This window comes from Paenibacillus provencensis (assembly GCF_042678545.1).
Lineage (GTDB): Bacteria > Bacillota > Bacilli > Paenibacillales > Paenibacillaceae > Paenibacillus > Paenibacillus provencensis.
Genome location: NZ_JBHTKX010000001.1, coordinates 2,553,288 through 2,572,880, shown reverse-complemented (window position 1 = coordinate 2,572,880; position 19,593 = coordinate 2,553,288). Strand labels below are relative to the sequence as shown.

Here is a 19,593-nt window from a genome sequence, read left to right as displayed (position 1 = left end):
AATACTCTATAAATGTCACGTTTAAGGCAGATTATATTACACATACTAACCCTAATTGTGTTAATTATAACTTATAAAGCGCTTACAATTATGAACATTCTTAAAAAAACTCATAAATAAGTCATGAAACTGCTGGATTTTAACATGGGTTGATTGTATAATCACCTCTAGTAGGACAGTCCTATTGAATTGTACTTATAAATAATGATTGCCCGGACCAGCTTATAATCCGTAAATCTGAAGATTAAAGTATGATATCAATTAGGGAATATATTAAGGGGGAACAATTCCAAGATGAAGAAAGTACTAAGTTTGTCTTTAAGCATGATTCTAGCAGCTTCCGTTGCACTCGCTGGTTGCGGCAATGACAACGACAGCAGCTCGCAAGGCAGCGGTGAAGGAGGAGGCAGCGCAGCTGAATCTTCTGCAAAAATCGGAATGGTTACTGACGTCGGTGGTGTAAACGATAAATCCTTTAACCAATCTGCTTGGGAAGCGCTTGAAGCAGTTAATGCAGAAACAGGTGCAGAAGTTAAATATCTTCAAAGTAAATCCGATGCGGACTACAACACAAACTTGAATACATTCGTCAAGGACGAGTACTCTTTGACTTGGGGAATTGGATTCCAGCTGGCTGAAGCAATCAAGACAGTTGCTGAACAGAACCCTGAAGCTAAGCTTGCGATTATCGACAGTGAAGTGGATGCTCCAAACGTCAAGTCTGTAATGTTCGCTGAAGATCAAGGCTCCTTCCTTGTCGGTGTCATTGCAGGTAAAATGACAAAAACAAATAAAGTTGGATTTGTCGGCGGAATGGATAGCCCGCTGATCAAGAAGTTCGAAATTGGATTTAGAGAAGGCGTGAAGGCTGTAAATCCAGATGCTGAGTTTATCCCTAACTACACTGGCGCATTTGACAAGCCTGACCTGGGTAAAACAGCTGCTGCTACAATGTACAATGAAGGTGTGGATATTATCTTCCATGCATCAGGTGCAACGGGAACAGGCGTATTTAACGAAGCGAAGTCACGCAAAGATTCTGGACAAGATGTGTGGGTTATCGGTGTAGACAAAGACCAATCACTAGAGTTTGGTGATGAGATTACCCTGACTTCTATGATCAAGAAAGTAGACGAAGCAGTTAAGAAAGTATCCCTTGATGTTGTCAACGGAACTTTTGAACCAGGATTAGAAGTGCTGGATCTGGCTGCTAACGGTGTTGGCGTAGCTGAGACTTCTACAGCAAACGTACCGGCAGACGTACTTGAGCTGGTCGAGGAATACAAAGAAAAAATTATTAGCGGTGAAATCACAATTCCTGCAGAGTAATTACGGCGATTGATTGATTCGTGTGAGAATAATATTGAATTTTACATGTAACGGATGTAAAACAAGGCTGGTTTATATAACTAGCCTTGTTCTTACGTCTAGGGTTAATACCATCAAATCAAATTTATAAGGGTGATCTCATGGGTGCAGCAACTCCTGTCGTTGAGTTGAAGCAAATTACTAAACGCTTCCCGGGCATTGTCGCTAATGACTCTATAAGCTTGCAGCTGCATAAGGGAGAGATTCATGCACTGCTAGGCGAGAACGGCGCCGGAAAATCGACGCTGATGAATATTGTATTTGGTCTATATCAGCCTGATGAAGGTGGAATTGAAGTTGGAGGACAGCCTGTAATTATTGATAGTCCTAATAAAGCCATCGAGCTAGGTATTGGAATGGTGCATCAGCATTTTAAATTGGTGCAGCCATTTACAGTAGCAGAGAATATTATATTGGGTTCCGAGCCTAAGAAATTGCTGGGCCTCAATATTAACTATAAAAAGGCAGTGGCAGAAGTTAAACGGTTGTCTGAGCTATATGGACTTAAGGTCGACCCTAATGCAAAAATTGAAGAGATCTCTGTAGGAATGCAGCAGCGTGTCGAAATTTTGAAAACCCTTTACAGAGGCGCGGAAATTTTGATTTTTGATGAACCGACAGCGGTATTGACCCCTCAAGAAATTTCGGAATTGATGGTGATCATGAAGAAGCTGGTCGCAGAAGGAAAATCCATCATTCTTATTACTCATAAACTGAAAGAAATCATGGAAGTATCAGATACAGTTACGATCATCCGCCGAGGAAAAGTAATTGATACGGTAAAAACGTCAGAGACGACTCCTAACGAGCTGGCAGAGAAGATGGTTGGCCGTAACGTTACTTTCAAGGTAGATAAAAAGCCCGCTGTTCCTAAGGAAACGGTGCTCGATATCCATGAATTAACCGCAAAAAATAAAGAAGGTATGGCCGTACTGGACAAGCTGAATCTGCAGGTTCGAGCAGGAGAGATTGTCGGAATAGCCGGAGTTGACGGTAACGGACAAAGTGAGCTGATTGAAGCGATTACTGGCTTGCGTAAAGTGAATTCAGGCAAAATTATGCTGAATAACAAAGAAATTACGAATGAGCCGCCCCGTAAAGTATCGGAAGCAGGTATCGGACATATTCCCGAGGACCGTCATAAGCATGGTCTTGTGCTGGACTTCTCTGTCAGCGAGAACATGGTGCTGGAATCCTACTACAAGGAGCCATATTCAAAGAAAGGGTTCCTGAATTTCAAAGCGATACAGGAGCACACGAAGAAGCTGGTTCAGGCCTTTGATGTAAGAACACCAAGCATTGATACCTTATCACGCGCATTATCCGGAGGTAACCAACAGAAGGCGATCATCGCCAGAGAAGTGAACAAGAATCCGGATTTGCTTATTGCTGCCCAACCTACACGTGGTCTTGATGTAGGGGCTATTGAGTTCGTTCAGAAGCAATTGATTGCTCAGCGTGACCAAGGTAAGGCAGTGCTGTTGATTTCTTTTGAACTCGATGAAATTATGAATGTCTCGGATCGGATTGCGGTTATTTACGAGGGACATATTGTAGGTGAAGTGCTTCCAGAAGAGACCAATGATCAAGAGCTGGGTCTAATGATGGCAGGTAGCACCGTGAAGAGAGGTGCATCTAGTGAGTAGCGTATTAAAATGGTTCACTAAGGATTCAATTATATATCCACTCGTTGCTATTATTATGGGTCTTCTATTGGGTGCAGTCGTTATGCTTATTGGCGGTTATAATCCTATAACGGCTTACGGAGCATTAGTCGAGAAAGTATTTGGAAGCACGTATAACATTGGGGAAACATTGCGTGAGATGACCCCGCTCATTATGACGGGCTTGGCGTTTGCCTTTGCTTCCCGTGCAGGACTCTTTAATATCGGTGCTGAAGGACAGTTTATCGTAGGTATGACCGCATCCGCATTTGTCGGTATTAAGCTTACAGGGTTACCACTGATTATCCATGCGCCGCTTGCATTAATTGTAGGGGCTTTGGCTGGCGGTCTGTGGGCAGCTATTGCGGGCTATCTCAAGGCAACACGAGGAGTCAATGAAGTCATTACCAGCATTATGATGAACTGGGTTGCACTTTATCTGGGAAATCTCGTCGTAAGACAATTTATGCTTATGCCGGGTGAGAATCGCTCTGAAGAGATTCAACCATCTGCCTCCATTGCGATCGGTTGGTTGTCCGAGCTAATGAGTAATTCCCGTGTTCATTGGGGAACGCTGATTGCGATTCTCGCAGCGGTGGTATTCTATGTATTCATGTGGAAAACAAAGCAGGGCTTCGAGCTTCGTGCTGTAGGCCATAACCACCATGCAGCAGAGTATGCGGGTATGAAGGTGAATCGTAACATAGTCAAAGCCATGTTTATTAGTGGTATTTTGGCAGGGCTTGGCGGTGCCTTTCAAATTCTTGGTGTGTTCGGCTATCAAACGATTCTCCAAGGCTCTCCGGGTACGGGATTCGACGGTATTGCGGTAGCTCTTATCGGTATGAATCATCCATTTGGTGTAATCTTGGGAGCCTTCCTATTCGGAGGATTGACATACGGATCTGCCGGAATGAGCTTCGCAGCAGATGTTCCACCGGAACTGATTCGTATTGTGATTGGCTCTATCATATTCTTCATTGCTGCACAAGGTATCGTGCGCTGGGTGCTTAAGCCCTTCTATGCGAAGCGCAAGAAAGAGAAGGTGTTGTAATTATGGATTTCATAACGCTCTCCGGACAGCTGATTAATACGACACTTGTCTTTGCAACAGCTCTTGTATTTGCTGCACTTGGTGGTATATTCTCGGAGCGTTCCGGTGTAACGAATCTGGGGATTGAAGGATTTATGATCTTCGGTGCTTTTGCTGCGGGTGTATCCGCCCATTATGCTCAAGAAGCAGGGATGACAGGTGGACAAGCGGCTTGGGTTGGTCTGATTACAGCAGCTGTATTGGGATTGGTTGTATCTCTGATCCATGCTGTAGCCTCTATCACTTTTAAGGCAGACCAGATTATAAGTGGTATCGTCATTAACTTCTTGGCAGCAGGAAGTACATTGTATATGGTTAAGCTGCTGTTTGATGGGTCAGGGGAAACTCCGCTTATTGATGGGTTCAAAAAATGGAATCCAGTAATATTCGATGTGAAGCTGGCAGAAATTCCGTTCTTCGGTAATGTTTTTATTCATCATTATCCATCGACTTTCTTAGCTGTACTTTTTGTTATATTCACATTCTTGTTCCTGTACAAGACGCCATTCGGGCTGCGTCTCCGTTCCGTAGGGGAGCATCCAAGTGCTGCCGATACGATGGGGATTAACGTAACAAAATACAGATACCTTGCTGTTATGGCCAGTGGTGCGCTTGCCGGAATTGGAGGAGCTGTTCTTACACTCACGACAACAAATGTGTTTGCACACAATACAATTTCCGGGCAAGGATATATTGCGATTGCTGCCATGATCTTTGGTAAATGGAATCCGATTGGGGCCTTCGGTGCAGCTCTCTTCTTCGGGTTGTCCCAAGCAGTCCGCAACTATATTCAAATGTTTGAATGGGCTCAGGCTATTCCCCAGGAAATTATTTTTATGCTGCCGTATCTGCTTACAGTCATCGTACTCGTAGCTGCGGTCGGACGTTCAGCGGCACCTGCTGCACTGGGACAGCCATACGATCCAGGCAAACGATAACTTCATATTTAATCATCTATATCAGGTGATGCTTGCTCTAAGATGCAAGCATCACCTTTTTTTTGTACATGCAGGACATTGAAACATACATTCAGGACGATTTACGAATATGATGATTCTGAATCCTACGAGAAGAAGGAGGGTAAAAGATGAATAATTCTGTTAGTCTTAAGGACGCAAAGCGACTGATCGGACAGAATATCGTAGCCGTTCGCAAAGATGGTACAAAAGTGACGGGCAAGCTCGTTAGCGTAACAGGAAATAAAATTATGCTTCAGCCGACGGAAGAAAAAGATGCAGGTACACGGGCGATTCTTCCGCTTGTCCTATTTGATTTATTGGCAGTTGGAACTTTGCCATTCGCAGGTGGATTTGGCGGGGGCTTCGGAGGCGGATATGGTCCGGGAGGATTTCATGGCGGATCTGGATACGGAGGCAAAGGTCCAGGTGGCGGATATGGTGGCTTCCCTGGTTATGGACCTGGACCAGGATATGGACCGGGGCCAGGTTACGGACCAGGGCAAGGCTATGGAGGATTTGGGTTTAAAAATAAATTTTTCTATTAAATATTTCTATAGTAATGATAATATATTGTGTTCATTGTTTTCGATATTCTAGCATTCTTCTAATACTTTCTCGAACTCGTAGCAACGACCGATATCAACATATCGAAGCAACTTATATCCCATCTTCTGATAAAAATTAATTCCCTTCTTGTTTCCTTCATCCACCATAACTTTTGACTTCTTGCAGCCACGGGAAACCGCAAATTGTTCGGCTTTATTCAGTAATTCTTTGCCATGCTGCTTGCGCTGCTCTTTGGGATAAACTGCCATCATGTCAATGTATAGTAAAGAACCATGCATCATGAAATGTACAAAACCAACAATATTGGATTCATAAGTAGCAGATGATACCAAGGTAATCCCTCGGGACAATCGGCTTGGAATATCCTGAATGATCAAGTTGAGCTCATGCTTGCTCATATGTGAAATGGGCACAAGCTGGCTATGAATTAATTCCATGATAGCTGCATCATCTTGCTTAGGTCTGCGATTACGAATCATGGATAACCCTCCTTTGTTGGGGCATACGGTATGGATGGGGCATTATATGCCTAAGGAGCTTGGTCATGTTCGGTTTTTCGTACAAAAATAGCTGATACAGTAAGGTTTGTACATGGATTGACTATATTTTGAAAAATAAAGTGTTGACTATTTCTACAAATGAATCTTATAATGTTCCTAACATTTAACCGCTATAGTTTATCGGCAATGATGAGGACGAAGTTTTAAGGGCACTTATGTGCAGAGAGTGGACAGTTTTGGCTGAAAGTACCACCATAATCCCTTAAATACGAGCTCACCTCGGAGCTGTTTTCCTGAAAAGCAAGCGAAGTCCTCGCCTAATAGGGAAAATCGTAAGTCTACGTTACAGACGACAGGTATGAAGAATGGGTAGGTCTGTTGACCAACATTTCTTATTACTTGCTAAGGTCAGGTTCCGTGAGGAATTTGACAAACCTGGGTGGTACCACGGAAGTAACAACCTTTCGTCCCTCGCGAGGCATATATTATGTCCGCAGGGATGGAAGGTTTTTTTGTTGTCTAACATGTCAGATTAATGTAATCCTTAAGAAGGGGGAGATCTTCATGAATGCGCATAATCCTGAAATGCGATCAACTGATCAACTACGTGAGAAATGGATGAAACCGGAAGTCATTACAGGCTCGGAAATTCTGCTTCGAAGCTTGCTATTAGAAGGTGTTGAATGCGTCTTTGGCTACCCGGGGGGCGCGGTCCTATACATCTACGATGCAATGTACGGATTTGAAGATTTCAAGCATTTGCTTACCCGCCATGAACAAGGCGCAATTCACGCAGCCGACGGATATGCTCGGGCAAGCGGCAAAGTAGGCGTATGTATCGCAACCTCCGGTCCGGGAGCAACTAACCTGGTTACAGGGATTGCAACAGCCTACATGGACTCGGTTCCACTCGTTGTCATTACCGGAAATGTCGTTTCGAGCTTGATCGGTACGGATGCATTCCAAGAAGCCGATATTACAGGGATTACGATGCCAATCACGAAACACAGCTATCTGGTTCGTTCAGTTGAGGATTTGCCGAGAGTGATTCATGAGGCATTTCATATTGCGAACACAGGACGCAAAGGTCCGGTACTCATCGATATTCCTAAGGATGTATCAGCTAACAAAACGCTGTTTATTCCGCAGACAGAACCTGTGAATATGCGAGGTTACAATCCAACAGTTACGCCTAACAAGCTTCAGCTTGATAAGCTGCATCAAGCGATTAAACAAGCAGAGCGACCAGTAATTCTGGCCGGCGGCGGCATTGTATACGCTGGAGCACATGAAGCATTGTTCGAATTTGTGAAGAAGACAGAGATTCCAATAACGACAACATTACTTGGGCTTGGCGGATTCCCAAGCGGTCATGAGCTGTGGATGGGAATGCCAGGGATGCACGGCACGTATACAGCGAATCAAGCCATCCAGCAAGCAGACTTGTTGATTAACTTTGGTGCCAGATTTGATGACCGGGTAACCGGTAAGCTGGACGGTTTTGCCCCTCGAGCAAAGATTGTGCATATTGATATTGATCCTGCGGAGATTGGCAAAAATGTACCTACAGACATCCCGATTGTAGGAGATGTTAAGACGGTCCTTGAACTGCTCAATCATGAAGCAGCTCGTGCAGAACAAGCAGATGAGTGGCGGAACCAGATACGGGAGTGGAAAGGCGACCGTTTGTACAACTATAAAGATTCAGATGAAGTACTCAAACCACAATGGGTTATTGAGATGTTGAATGACACGACGGAAGGCAGTGCAATTGTAACTACTGACGTAGGTCAGCATCAGATGTGGGCAGCTCAGTATTATAAGTTTAATCAACCGCGTTCATGGGTTACTTCCGGGGGACTTGGTACGATGGGCTTCGGATTCCCTTCGGCAATTGGTGCTCAAATGGCACATCCGGATCGCCTGGTTATCTCTATTAACGGAGACGGTGGTATGCAGATGTGTTCTCAGGAGCTAGCGATCTGTGCAATCAACAAGATTCCGGTTAAGATTGTGGTTATCAACAATCAGGTGCTCGGAATGGTAAGACAATGGCAAGAGCTGATCTATGACAACAGATATAGCCACATTGATCTAGCTGGAAGTCCTGACTTTGTCAAACTGGCAGAGGCTTACGGTGTCAAAGGTCTTCGTGCTACTAATAAGGAAGAAGCGCAGAAGATTTGGTCAGAAGCGCTCGAAACGGAAGGTCCGGTTCTTGTAGAGTTTGTAGTTAACAAGGAAGAAAACGTATATCCGATGGTAATGCAGGGATCGACCATTGATCAAATGCTGATGGGGGATGCATAAATCATGAATAGACATACGATTGCCGTACTGGTAAATGATCAGCCAGGAGTACTTCAACGGGTATCAGGTCTGTTCGGTCGCCGCGGCTTTAATATTGAAAGCATCACGGTCGGTCAGTCTGAGGAAGCTGGATTATCCCGAATGGTTATCGTGACACTCGGCGATGAACATTTACTTGAGCAGATTGAGAAGCAGTTATACAAATTAATTGATGTGATCAAGGTGGTTAATTTGAGCTCCAATCCGATGGTTGCGCGTGAACTTGCACTGATCAAGATAAAAGCCGAGCCTTCGGTTCGTCCGGAAATTATGGGTCTTGTCGAAACCTTCCGTGCTTCGGTTGTAGATATTGGCAACTCCAGCTTAATGGTGCAGGTCGTAGGAGATACAGATAAGATTGACGCGATGATCGAGCTTATCAAACCTTATGGTATCAGGGAATTATCCAGAACAGGTGTAACGGCAATGATCCGAGGAAACGTATAAATATACTATTCGTATTCATTAGCCAGCCTGTTTTAACATCACATTTTAGTCATTTACCGCGACAGGAATTTGCAGTCCTGAAGAATGGGCGGGGGTTTGAGGGGACCACAGGCATAGACTGCGGACAGTTCTATAGTCCCTTGAAACACCCGCTCATTCATGCAGGGTTTTCTTTACAATACAAAGGAGGGCTTTAACAATGGCAGTTACAACTTATTATGAACAGGATGCAGATCTTAGCGTATTGAAAGGTAAAACGATCGCCGTTATCGGTTATGGAAGTCAAGGACATGCTCAGGCACAAAACTTGCGTGACAGTGGTCTAAACGTAGTTGTCGGTTTACGCGAAGGTAAATCATTTGAAACAGCTAAAAATGACGGCTTCGAAGTATTGTCGGTTGCAGAAGCAACTCGCCGTGCAGATGTTGTGCAAATCTTGATGCCGGATGAAACACAAGCTTCCGTTTACAAAAATGAAATTGAACCAAACCTTAAAAAAGGAGCAACTCTAATGTTCTCCCACGGTTTCAATGTTCATTTCGGACAAATTGTTGCTCCTAAAGACAGTGATGTAATGCTGGTTGCTCCTAAATCCCCTGGACATATGGTTCGCCGTACATATGTTGAAGGCTTTGGTGTGCCTGGTCTAATTGCTATTGAGCAAGATGCTACAGGTCAAGCAAAAGAAATTGGGTTGGCTTATGCAAAAGGGATTGGTTGTACACGTGCTGGTGTTATTGAAACTTCTTTCCGTGAAGAAACAGAAACAGATCTGTTTGGTGAACAAGCTGTGCTGTGCGGAGGTGTAAGTGCTCTTGTAAAAGCAGGTTTTGAAACTTTGACTGAAGCTGGTTATGCTCCAGAAATGGCTTACTTCGAATGCTTGCATGAGCTAAAATTGATCGTTGACTTGATGTATGAAGGCGGTCTTGCCAGCATGCGTGATTCCATCAGTAATACAGCGGAATACGGTGACTATGTTACTGGACCACGCGTTGTAACTGAGGACACCAAAGCAGCAATGAAAGCAGTCCTCAGCGATATCCAGCAAGGTAAATTCGCTCGCGACTTTATCCTGGAGAATCAATCCGGACGTGCATTCCTGACAGCGACTCGTCGTAACGAAGCGAATCATCCAATCGAAGTTGTCGGCGCACAATTGCGTGAAATGATGCATTGGACTCATAAATAAGATTATAGTTGTCTATTCTATGAATCGTCGTATCAACAACAAGTAAAGCGGCCGTGCTGTTATAGCATAGGCCGCTTTTTTGCTGCTGTATTTGAATGCTGTAAATGAATTGCAATTTCATTACCACGCGTAAGCGTTCGGTGCCTGACCGCCTGGACCTGGGAATATTTCATCCAGTCGTTTGAGAACAGACTCGTCCAGCTTGACCTCTAGTGCATCCAGTGTGCTTTCGAATTGCTCGAGTGTGCGAGGTCCAATGATTGGCGCGGTAACCGCGGGATTTGCGAGAAGCCAAGCCAAAGCCACATTATCCTGCGGTTCTCCAAGCTCGCGGCACAGTATGCTAAACTCTTCCAATTGGGTACGATGCTGCTCCACACGTTCAGCAATACCTCCACTGCGGGTTCCTTCGATCTTCTTGAGTGCATTTCGTCCGAGCAAACCGCCATCAAGCGGACTCCAAGGAATGATGCCAAGTCCAAGTTTTTGTGCTGCAGGAAGTACTTCGAGCTCAGGGAGTCGGCAATTCAGGCTGAATTTATGCTGTTCTGACACAAGACCCAAGAAGTTTCGATTTTTGGCTTCCATTTGAGCGACTGCAATCTGCCAACCTGCAAAATTGCTTGAACCGACATAGCCGATTTTCCCCTGATGAATTCCAACTTCGAATGCTCCCCATAATTCTTCCCAAGAGACATTAGGATCGACATGGTGCATTTGATAGAGCTCAATATGATCGGTTTGAAGACGTTGAAGCGAGCCTTCGAGATGTCGACGGATTTTGTATGCTGACAAGCCTGCTTCATCATTAGGTCCATCTGCTCTGTCATGCATGGAGCCGTATACTTTGGTGGCAAGTACGACTTTTTCTCTGCGTCCGCCGCCTTGCTTAAACCATTTACCGATAATCGTTTCTGTCAGCCCTGCATTTTCACCCCATCCATAGATGTTAGCTGTGTCAAAAAAATTGAGGCCTGCGTCAACAGCAGCATCCATAATACGAAACGCTTCCTTCTCATCCGTTGCTGGTCCAAAATTCATCGTGCCCAGACACAGACGGCTTACCTTGAGCCCTGATCTTCCCAAATACGTATACTGCATCCACCCTCATCCTCTCATTTAGGGAAATTAAACCATCATAACAAGTCTATTGTAATCGGATTCTTTGGTCTCTTTCAACTGTGTTACAGTGAATTTTTAACGATTGATAGAATGGAATAGCGTCTTATAGCCTTTACCTATAAAAGCGATAGCTTCTATATCTTGGTCAAATCTACCCTGATTATGTTACAAAGATATATAGCAGATATTATTTAGAATGGAGCGTGCAGTCATGTCAGAAGTCAAAAAAATCGCCGTCATTGCTGGAGATGGTATCGGACCAGAGGTTGTTGCAGAAGCAGAGAGAGTGTTGAAACGAACGGAAGAAGTGTTCGGATACACTTTTGAAACGAATCACGCTTTATTTGGCGGAATTGCGATTGATGAGACAGGAACCCCGTTGCCGCAAGAAACACTGGAAGTTTGTCAAAGTGCTGATGCGGTTCTGCTCGGAGCGGTGGGTGGTCCTAAATGGGACAACAATTCCAAAGAGCTTCGTCCAGAAACAGGATTGCTGGGTATCCGCAAAGCGCTAGGATTATTTTCTAACCTAAGACCTGCTGTCGTGTTTGATTGCCTTAAAGATGCTTCTACATTAAAGCCGGAAGTGCTTGAAGGTACAGATCTGATGGTCGTTAGAGAGCTGACAGGCGGAATCTATTTTGGAGAGAAGTTCCGCAGACAGGGAGATCATGGAGAAGAAGCGGTAGATACTTGTGTTTATAATGTAACTGAAGTAGAGCGGATCGTTCGTCAAGCTTTTGAAATAGCACAAAAACGCAGAAAGAAATTGGCATCGGTCGATAAAGCAAATGTGCTCGAGACCTCCCGCTTGTGGCGTGAAGTTGTAAACAAAGTTGCTCCAGAATATCCAGACGTTGAAGTTGAGCATGTACTCGTAGATAACTGTGCAATGCAGCTATTACGCCGCCCATCAAGCTTTGATGTCATTGTAACGGAAAATATGTTTGGCGACATTTTAAGTGACGAAGCGGCTATGCTCACAGGCTCCATCGGTATGCTGGCATCCGCGTCTATGGGTGAGGGAAGCTTTGGTCTATATGAACCGGTACACGGATCGGCTCCTGATATTGCAGGTCAAGGATTAGCGAATCCGATTGCGACTATTCTGTCTGTTGCCTTGATGTTCCGTTTGACATTTGGATACAGTGATGCAGCAGATGCGATTGAGAGAGCAGTAGCGCAGGTGCTGGATGCAGGACATCGGACAAGTGATATTGCAGTAGACAAGAGCAAGGCGATCAGTACCTCTGAAATGGGAGATCTGATTGTAGCGGCGATTGTAAAATAAGAGTTTCATAGAGGCCTTATTAATGAAGAGATTTTAAAATTAATATGATAATTCAGGAGTACAGTAGGGAGGATAGAGGCCTTACTGTGCTTCTTTTTTTCTTAATTATAATAATTATCAACAAATAAGATTTATAATATTGACTTTGAAACTCGGCGATGATAGGATTTTAATTGTGCTCTTTTTGAGAGTTTCATAAACTCTTCATTTATATTAAGAGTTTCACGGACTCTTCATAATTTAGAGAGAAAACGATTTTTGGTTACATAGGAGAAGGAGGACTTTAATCATGGCAGAACGTTTAGTTGGAAAAACAGCTCCTGATTTCGTAATGGAGACCGTAACTGGTGATGGTAAAGATTTTGGTAAGGTTCAATTGTCTGACTATCGCGGTAAATGGCTGGTATTTTTCTTCTACCCGCTAGACTTCACATTTGTATGCCCAACTGAGATCACAGCACTCAGCGATGCTTATAATGATTTTAAATTCTTGGATACAGAGATTCTTGGTGTGAGTGTAGACTCTATCCATAGCCACAAAGCTTGGATCAACACTCCAAAAGACAGCGGCGGCCTGGGTCAAATCAACTTCCCGCTCGCTTCCGACATCACTAAGCAAGTTGCTCGTGACTACGGCGTATTGATCGAAGAAGAAGGCGTTGCATTGCGCGGTCTCTTTATCATTGACCCTGAAGGCGAGTTGAAATATCAAGTTGTTAACCACAACGATGTGGGTCGTTCAGTAGAAGAAACACTTCGTGTGCTTCAAGCTCTTCAATCCGGCGGATTGTGCGCAATGAACTGGAAGCCAGGCGACAACAACCTGTAAATCGTTATATCGCTTCTAAGCTAAGTGAGCCCTCAAGGCGGTTATTTCCGCTGAGAGGGCTTTTTTCACCGTATAAACCTATATTGTCCCGATTTCTTATTAGAATACGGATTAATGTGGGTTATTATCGTGTTATAACGAGTATAGCCTTTTTTTATGGAGATTCGATTAAGAAAGAGGAATTAGGATTGTCATAACGAATAGGGTAAAAGAATACGCTATTGAACATAATGTATACAATGCTTCCGGTTTTGTGTCTACAAGGAGGGTGAACAAAATGAGTTTTTGTTGTGGAGCAAGTATGATCGGAACAAAGGGAACATTAAAACATTACCGAACGCAGGTCCACAATGTTCCCCTGCTCTTTTGTCCGGTATGTAATCGGGTGGAAGTTCACTATAAGGTTGAGAATGAGTATGAAATACTCGCTGAATATGCACATGGTGATGGTGCATCGGAGATTGATTTTCAGGATTATGTTATGGAAGATGAAGATACGATTTACGAAAACTGCGTAAACCGGGAGAACGAAGATCCTCTAGAAATTATACAGCGTCAGATCGATACTTCATTGGATTTGCTATCCATTGCTAAGGTCATAGAAGATCATAAATGGGAGAGTGAGCTTAAACGAAGGCTTGCTGTCATGAGTAAGAGACGATCCAAGATCAAGCCAAATCAAACAGGCCGATAACCTGGTAATACCTATGCATGAAGATGAAGCCTCCGTTAATAACGGGGGCTTTAGATTTAGGATGAAATACATTTTAATTTCTACAGAAAAGGTTATATCTGCTTAATATCCAATGATTCGACAGTATCTTCGGTTGACTCTAATTGGTAAACTTGTCTATGATTAAATAGACATCCCCAAAAAACTCTGCATGACGGTAGATCACGGTAAACATAGCTTAACAACGAGTAAGCATATGACCAGCACCGAAGTCGAACCTCATAGACCTCCATACTGCAGTGATTCATACTTTATTCCAGTTCTTATGTTAATGGTGCCTTATCTGAAGCGTATCGTAAGTAGCATGACACGAAAGACCCCTATTGTCTGTATGGTCGACGCTGGTTTAGTTCTATAGCGGGAAGCCTCGTCATCATCTATGTGACGATTAGTAGTCCGATCGGCAAGTTCCATTTACATGTAAAGGGGGAGCCTGAGTATGATCAGTGAGTTTCAGAACACATTGATTTCTGCAAACGACGTATTTCCACTCCAGCATCTAGATAACAGCAATTATGAGAATATTCTAGAACATTTGGATAGCGGAATCATGTTATTTGATAGGGATGGGGTTCTTACTTTCATTAATCTGCAGATGGCCAGATTGCTAGAGCTGCCGCGCCATCAATTGCTCGGCTGTGATGTAGTTCAGCTCGTACGTCATCCATACATTAGCCGATTCAAAAAGAAAAAGATTATGAGGATATTTAGGGAAACGATTTTTCACCGTAAGCGCTATCATGAGGTACTTGATGAATATGGGAAGCACTGGCTCATCACAATGACTTACGGAGATCAGATGGACGGCAACTTTCTGCTGAGTGTAAAGGATGTCTCTGATTTCAAACAAATCGAGCAAACTGCATATCAGAACGATAAACTGGCCATGCTGGGGCAAATTTCAGCCTCCATCGCTCATGAAATTCGCAATCCTCTAACCGCCATTCGAGGATTTATCCAATTGTTAAGACCTCACCTTATTCAGTTAGGCAAGGATGAATATGCGAGAATTATACTTACAGAAATTGATCGAGCGAATGATATTATTTATGAATTCCTTAATTCATCTAAGCCTTCGGCCCCGCAAAAAACCGTAATCCCGGTTCAATCTTTACTTAAAGAAGTGGTGCTGCTTACAGAAAGCGAAGGCTTGATGAAAGGATGTCAAATAGAGCTGTACAATGCTGATCATCCACTGTATGTGTCTATTGACGTGAAACAAATTAAGCAGGTCATGCTGAATATGGTCAAGAATGCAATGGATGCCATTGAGAATGTAGGTGAAGACCATTCAGGACTTATCCAGATTGAGACTCAGCAGGAAGGCCAATATGTTATGGTCTCCATTAGAGACAATGGGCAGGGAATGGATCACAATACACTAGTGAGGCTGTTTGATCCTTTCTTTACGACCAAGGAAGCCGGCACGGGGCTCGGACTGTCCGTCAGCTATCGAATTATCAAAAACCATGGAGGTACCATATCGGTGGACAGCAAATCTGGGAAAGGAACGGAATTCAAGATTTCTTTGCCTATAGTTTAAATCGGTGTAGGTACTTCAAGAAGATCAGAAGCTTAAATTGCTTCTGGTCTTTTTTTTCTTTCTGGCAGCAAATTTTGCCTATAAATGAATAACACTAGTACCTATTTTTTAATTTGTCATGGCGGGTATATTAAAGGAGTAGTATGAAAATATAGCGGTATACGATGAGATCATATTTTAATTAGATAGCTGAAGGATGGATATTATGATGAATGCGAAATTTGAAGCAATATGGAGATCGGACATTCCGATCGAATTGATTGAAGCGCAAGCAGTCATCTGTTTGGTAAGCGAGGCGGAGTGGATTACGGGACATTTTCCTGAGGCATGGAAGGAAGCGATTGCCTCTGTAAAGGTACGAGGCTTGTTCAAAGGCTCTGAGAGTCAATTATTTACAATACCGGTCATGCAGTCAGATATGCCAATAACCCTAATATTAGTAGGAACTGGACAGTATCCTTTGAATCCTGAAGGTCTTCGCCTTGCTGCAGTGCGTGCTGCAAAAATGGCAGTGAAGATCAATGCAGATCAAGTCGTTTTTGCATTACCTTCCTCCTTACTCACTTATTCGCTGTCCCAAGATATTGCTGCCGTGGCTCATGCTCTCACCGAGGGATTTATATTGGGAACTTATCGCCGCAAAACTTACAAGCGTAATCAACAGGCCTATATAGGTCCCGAGCGGCTTATTTTCCACCAGGATAAAGTGTTTCAGGACGAATATGAGCAGCAGTGGTATATAGGTATGGAGAGGGGCAAGGCTTTCGCAGAAGGAACGATATTAGCTAGAGATTTGACAAATCTTCCTGGTAATATGCTTGTTCCCCGTGATCTCGCAAGTGCGGCCGAAAGGCTCGCTGAGCAGCATGGGCTTGAATATGAAGTGCTGGATGAGCAGGAAATGGTTAAGAAGGGGATGGGAGGGCTCCTGTCGGTAGGGTCCGGGAGCGTGAACCCTCCTCGAATGATTGTCCTGAAGTATCAAGGGAAGTCCGCCTGGGAAGGAGAGATTATCGGTTTAGTCGGAAAAGGCATTACGTTTGACACAGGTGGAATATCTCTAAAGCCCCGTCTTGGGATGGAGGAGATGATAAGTGATATGGGCGGAGCGGCTGCGGTGCTTGGTGCGCTTCATACCCTATGCCTGATACGTCCAGCGCAGAATGTGGTTGTTGTCATTCCCTCAGCCGAAAATATGCCGTCCGGCAGTGCCTTCAAACCGGGAGATATTATCACTACACTCAGCGGAAGGACCGTTGAGATTCTAAATACGGATGCAGAAGGAAGGCTCGTGTTAGCTGATGGATTAACGTATGCGAAGGAGCTGGGAGCCACACGGATCATTGATGTAGCTACGCTGACTGGAGCGGTTGTATCAGCCCTCGGCGACGTCGCTACAGGAGCAGTATCTAACGACGACCCGTTCATGAATGAATTCATATTAGCCTCCAAACGAACAGGTGAGAAGGTATGGCCGCTGCCTGCCTATACGGAATTCGAGGAGATGCTGCGAAGCGAGGTCGCCGATCTGCGGAACAGTACGGGAAGATACGGAGCTTCCATTACTGCAGGTCTATTTATAGGTACTTTTGCAGAAGGAATGCCGTGGATCCATCTGGATATTGCCGGGACTGCCTATGTATCGAAAGAGAGAGGCATTCATCCCAAAGGAGCTACAGGAGCGATGGTGAGAACCATTGCAGATTATGTAATAAATCAATAAGTAATGCTGGCCTTGTGACTCACAAGGTCTTTTTCATTTGGAAAAACATGCATGGATTATAGGGTTATGGTAAAATCACTGTATCTATATGGAAACGCTTACGAATAAGGGGAGGTCATGACATCGTTATGGATATTCAAGAGATCGCACAGGTGGCGGCCAAGCTAAGATCAAATATGGCAAAAGTCATTGTGGGCAAAGAAGACACGGTAGATCTGATGCTGATTGCTTTGATTGCCTCCGGGCATATTCTGCTTGAAGATGTACCGGGTACCGGGAAGACTTTGCTGGCCAAAACGATGGCAGCTTCGTTAGATTGTATATTTAGACGAGTTCAGTTTACTCCTGATCTACTGCCCTCCGACCTGACGGGGATTCATTTCTATAATCAAAAAGAAGGAGAGTTTGAATTCCGAGAAGGCCCTCTGTTTGCTAACTTGATTTTAGCTGATGAAATTAACCGGGCCACACCGAGAACACAGTCGAGCTTGCTGGAATGCATGGAGGAGAGGCAAATTAGTGTCGATGGACATACACATGAACTCAAAAAGCCTTTTATTGTCATTGCCACGCAAAATCCTGTAGATAATCAAGGTACATTTCCGCTGCCTGAGGCACAAATGGACCGCTTTATGCTCAAGATGAGTATGGGTTATCCTACTCAGGAGGAAAGTGTGGAAATTTTGCGGCGTACGGTAAGCGGGGATTTCAAGACAGGTGTATCTGCGGTTGTAGCCCAGCGTGATATCGTCGCTGCACAATCGGTGTATACAGCTGTTCGCGTACAGGAGGATCTGATGCGCTATATTATAGCTATTGCTGACGCAACAAGACATCATCCAGATATTGCGCTAGGCGTAAGCCCGCGAGGGACACAAGCGCTGCTTAAGGCCGCACAGGCCCGGGCTGCAATACAAGGCAGGGAATACGTGCTGCCCGATGATATAAAGGCTTTGGTGCTGCCGGTACTGTCGCATCGGCTCGTATTCAAGCATCGATCCAAGCAGCAGGAGGGTAAGTCAGAAGCGCTGCTCAGCGGTATAATCTCACAAATTCCTGTGCCGAGTGACAGAATGAGTGTAGAAAGCAGTGTGCAATAAACGATGGAGCTTCTATGGTTTCTTGTTGTAGGACTCCTGCTTATTCTCGCTCAAGGCATTGTTCTTGGCGTACCCGCATTGAAGAGAATTTCTTATCAGCGCGAGTTTGCAAAGAAACAGTGTTATGCCGGGGATGAGCTCGAGATGGTCGAGAAGATTTCGAATGAGAAGAGACTTCCTGTTCCCTGGCTTCGCTTAGAGGCAATGATGCCGGCATCATTTATATTTCATACCGGTGCTGAGCTCGGAATCAGCAGAGGAGATATTTATCAGAATCATCAAAGTCTGTTCTCGCTTAAACCCTATACTCGAATTACGCGCAAGCATTTCTTTACTTGTCAGCACCGCGGTGTGTATCCGTTGGAAACGGTGACGATGACAGGTGGTGACCTTCTGGGTGTCTATTCCAGTGCGAGGAAGCAGCCTGTATCCGAACAGATTACCGTATTCCCTGCACTTCTTGCTGATCACGAAATGCCGACGAGCTATGAAGTTTGGCAAGGCGAGCTTGAGGTATCCCGCTGGATTGTGGAGGATCCGTTTCTGATTCTGGGTGTCAGGGAATATGGAGCGAGTGATCCTATGAATCGGATTCACTGGACAGCAAGCGCGAGAACGGGTCAACTGCAGGTATATAAACAAGGCTACAGCTCGGATCCGCAAACGCTCATTATATTCAATATTCAGGAATCCAGTGACATGTGGAGTGTCGTAACCAAGCCGGGTATGGCGGAGAGAGGCTTATCATATGCTGCAACCGCGGTGAATGATGCAGTGAGCAGAGGACTGAAAACAGGATTCATGCACAATGCGTACACATTAGGATCGAATTCATTGGTTCGGATTGATGCTGACTATGGAGTTCTTCACGCAGAATATATAATGCAGGCCATGGCGGAAGTACAATTGAAGTGCTTGATGCCGATGGAGCAGGTGCTTATGGATGAGGCGGACAGGCAACTTCATTCAGGAGAGCAGCAGGATTATTTATTAATCACTCCTTTCGTATCTCCTGGCATGGAGGAACAGCTAAGCCGTCTGAGAATCGGTGGAAACAAAGTCAGCATTGTATATGTTGATTCGGCTCAAGAGTACATGGAGGCGGGGAGATGA

The 19,593-nt window shown here is 44.5% G+C and carries 17 protein-coding genes; 15 read left to right on the top strand and 2 right to left on the bottom strand.

The features are described from left to right. Positions 1-294 precede the first annotated feature (294 nt). From ACFQ3J_RS12355 to ACFQ3J_RS12335, 5 genes are all read left to right on the top strand, one after another. Complete coding sequence (locus ACFQ3J_RS12355; RefSeq protein ID WP_251581894.1) at positions 295-1,329, top strand: BMP family lipoprotein; 1,035 nt, start codon at positions 295-297, stop codon at positions 1,327-1,329. Between the two features lie 140 nt (positions 1,330-1,469). After that, a complete protein-coding gene (locus ACFQ3J_RS12350) occupies positions 1,470-3,014 on the top strand; it encodes an ABC transporter ATP-binding protein (RefSeq protein ID WP_251581892.1) in 1,545 nt (514 codons plus the stop codon). Further along, positions 3,007-4,086: an ABC transporter permease gene (locus ACFQ3J_RS12345; RefSeq protein WP_251581890.1), complete on the top strand. Its 1,080-nt coding sequence runs from the start codon at positions 3,007-3,009 to the stop codon at positions 4,084-4,086. Before ACFQ3J_RS12350 ends, ACFQ3J_RS12345 begins: the two co-directional genes overlap by 8 nt. A 2-nt stretch (positions 4,087-4,088) precedes the next feature. Next, positions 4,089-5,063, top strand: coding sequence for an ABC transporter permease (locus ACFQ3J_RS12340; protein ID WP_091154328.1), 975 nt, complete (start codon positions 4,089-4,091; stop codon positions 5,061-5,063). A 149-nt stretch (positions 5,064-5,212) separates the two neighbouring features. Further along, a complete protein-coding gene (locus tag ACFQ3J_RS12335; protein ID WP_091154330.1) occupies positions 5,213-5,629 on the top strand; it encodes a hypothetical protein in 417 nt (138 codons plus the stop codon). Between the two features lie 48 nt (positions 5,630-5,677). Here the strand turns inward: ACFQ3J_RS12335 and ACFQ3J_RS12330 are convergent, their stop codons facing one another. After that, the gene (locus tag ACFQ3J_RS12330; RefSeq protein WP_091154332.1) at positions 5,678-6,130 is read right to left on the bottom strand and encodes a GNAT family N-acetyltransferase; all 453 of its coding nucleotides are present in this window, start codon (positions 6,128-6,130) and stop codon (positions 5,678-5,680) included. Between the two features lie 585 nt (positions 6,131-6,715). Between ACFQ3J_RS12330 and ilvB the strand changes: the two genes are divergently transcribed. From ilvB to ilvC, 3 genes are all read left to right on the top strand, one after another. Next, positions 6,716-8,461, top strand: a complete 1,746-nt coding sequence (ilvB, locus tag ACFQ3J_RS12325) for a biosynthetic-type acetolactate synthase large subunit (RefSeq protein ID WP_091154334.1) — start codon at positions 6,716-6,718, stop codon at positions 8,459-8,461. Between the two features lie 3 nt (positions 8,462-8,464). Continuing rightward, entirely contained in the window at positions 8,465-8,947 is a 483-nt protein-coding gene (ilvN, locus tag ACFQ3J_RS12320) for an acetolactate synthase small subunit (RefSeq protein WP_170862348.1), read from the top strand. Positions 8,948-9,146: 199 nt separating this feature from the next. Then, positions 9,147-10,139: a ketol-acid reductoisomerase gene (gene ilvC / locus ACFQ3J_RS12315; RefSeq protein WP_251581889.1), complete on the top strand. Its 993-nt coding sequence runs from the start codon at positions 9,147-9,149 to the stop codon at positions 10,137-10,139. Between the two features lie 120 nt (positions 10,140-10,259). Here the strand turns inward: ilvC and ACFQ3J_RS12310 are convergent, their stop codons facing one another. After that, positions 10,260-11,240: an aldo/keto reductase gene (locus ACFQ3J_RS12310; RefSeq protein ID WP_091154340.1), complete on the bottom strand. Its 981-nt coding sequence runs from the start codon at positions 11,238-11,240 to the stop codon at positions 10,260-10,262. A gap of 232 nt (positions 11,241-11,472) precedes the next feature. Between ACFQ3J_RS12310 and leuB the strand changes: the two genes are divergently transcribed. From leuB to ACFQ3J_RS12275, 7 genes are all read left to right on the top strand, one after another. Then, positions 11,473-12,552, top strand: a complete 1,080-nt coding sequence (leuB, locus tag ACFQ3J_RS12305) for a 3-isopropylmalate dehydrogenase (RefSeq protein ID WP_251581888.1) — start codon at positions 11,473-11,475, stop codon at positions 12,550-12,552. A 289-nt stretch (positions 12,553-12,841) separates the two neighbouring features. Continuing rightward, positions 12,842-13,381, top strand: a complete 540-nt coding sequence (locus ACFQ3J_RS12300; RefSeq protein ID WP_091154345.1) for a peroxiredoxin — start codon at positions 12,842-12,844, stop codon at positions 13,379-13,381. Positions 13,382-13,658: 277 nt separating this feature from the next. Further along, positions 13,659-14,075: a hypothetical protein gene (locus ACFQ3J_RS12295; protein ID WP_091154347.1), complete on the top strand. Its 417-nt coding sequence runs from the start codon at positions 13,659-13,661 to the stop codon at positions 14,073-14,075. A 478-nt stretch (positions 14,076-14,553) separates the two neighbouring features. Continuing rightward, positions 14,554-15,657 (top strand): ATP-binding protein, encoded by a 1,104-nt coding sequence (locus ACFQ3J_RS12290; RefSeq protein ID WP_091154350.1) that lies wholly within the window; start codon positions 14,554-14,556, stop codon positions 15,655-15,657. A gap of 205 nt (positions 15,658-15,862) precedes the next feature. Further along, complete coding sequence (locus tag ACFQ3J_RS12285) at positions 15,863-17,380, top strand: leucyl aminopeptidase (protein ID WP_251581887.1); 1,518 nt, start codon at positions 15,863-15,865, stop codon at positions 17,378-17,380. A 128-nt stretch (positions 17,381-17,508) separates the two neighbouring features. Next, positions 17,509-18,480 (top strand): AAA family ATPase, encoded by a 972-nt coding sequence (locus tag ACFQ3J_RS12280; RefSeq protein WP_251581886.1) that lies wholly within the window; start codon positions 17,509-17,511, stop codon positions 18,478-18,480. A gap of 3 nt (positions 18,481-18,483) precedes the next feature. Next, on the top strand, positions 18,484-19,593 hold the full coding sequence (locus tag ACFQ3J_RS12275; protein WP_251581885.1) for a DUF58 domain-containing protein: 1,110 nt from the start codon (positions 18,484-18,486) through the stop codon (positions 19,591-19,593).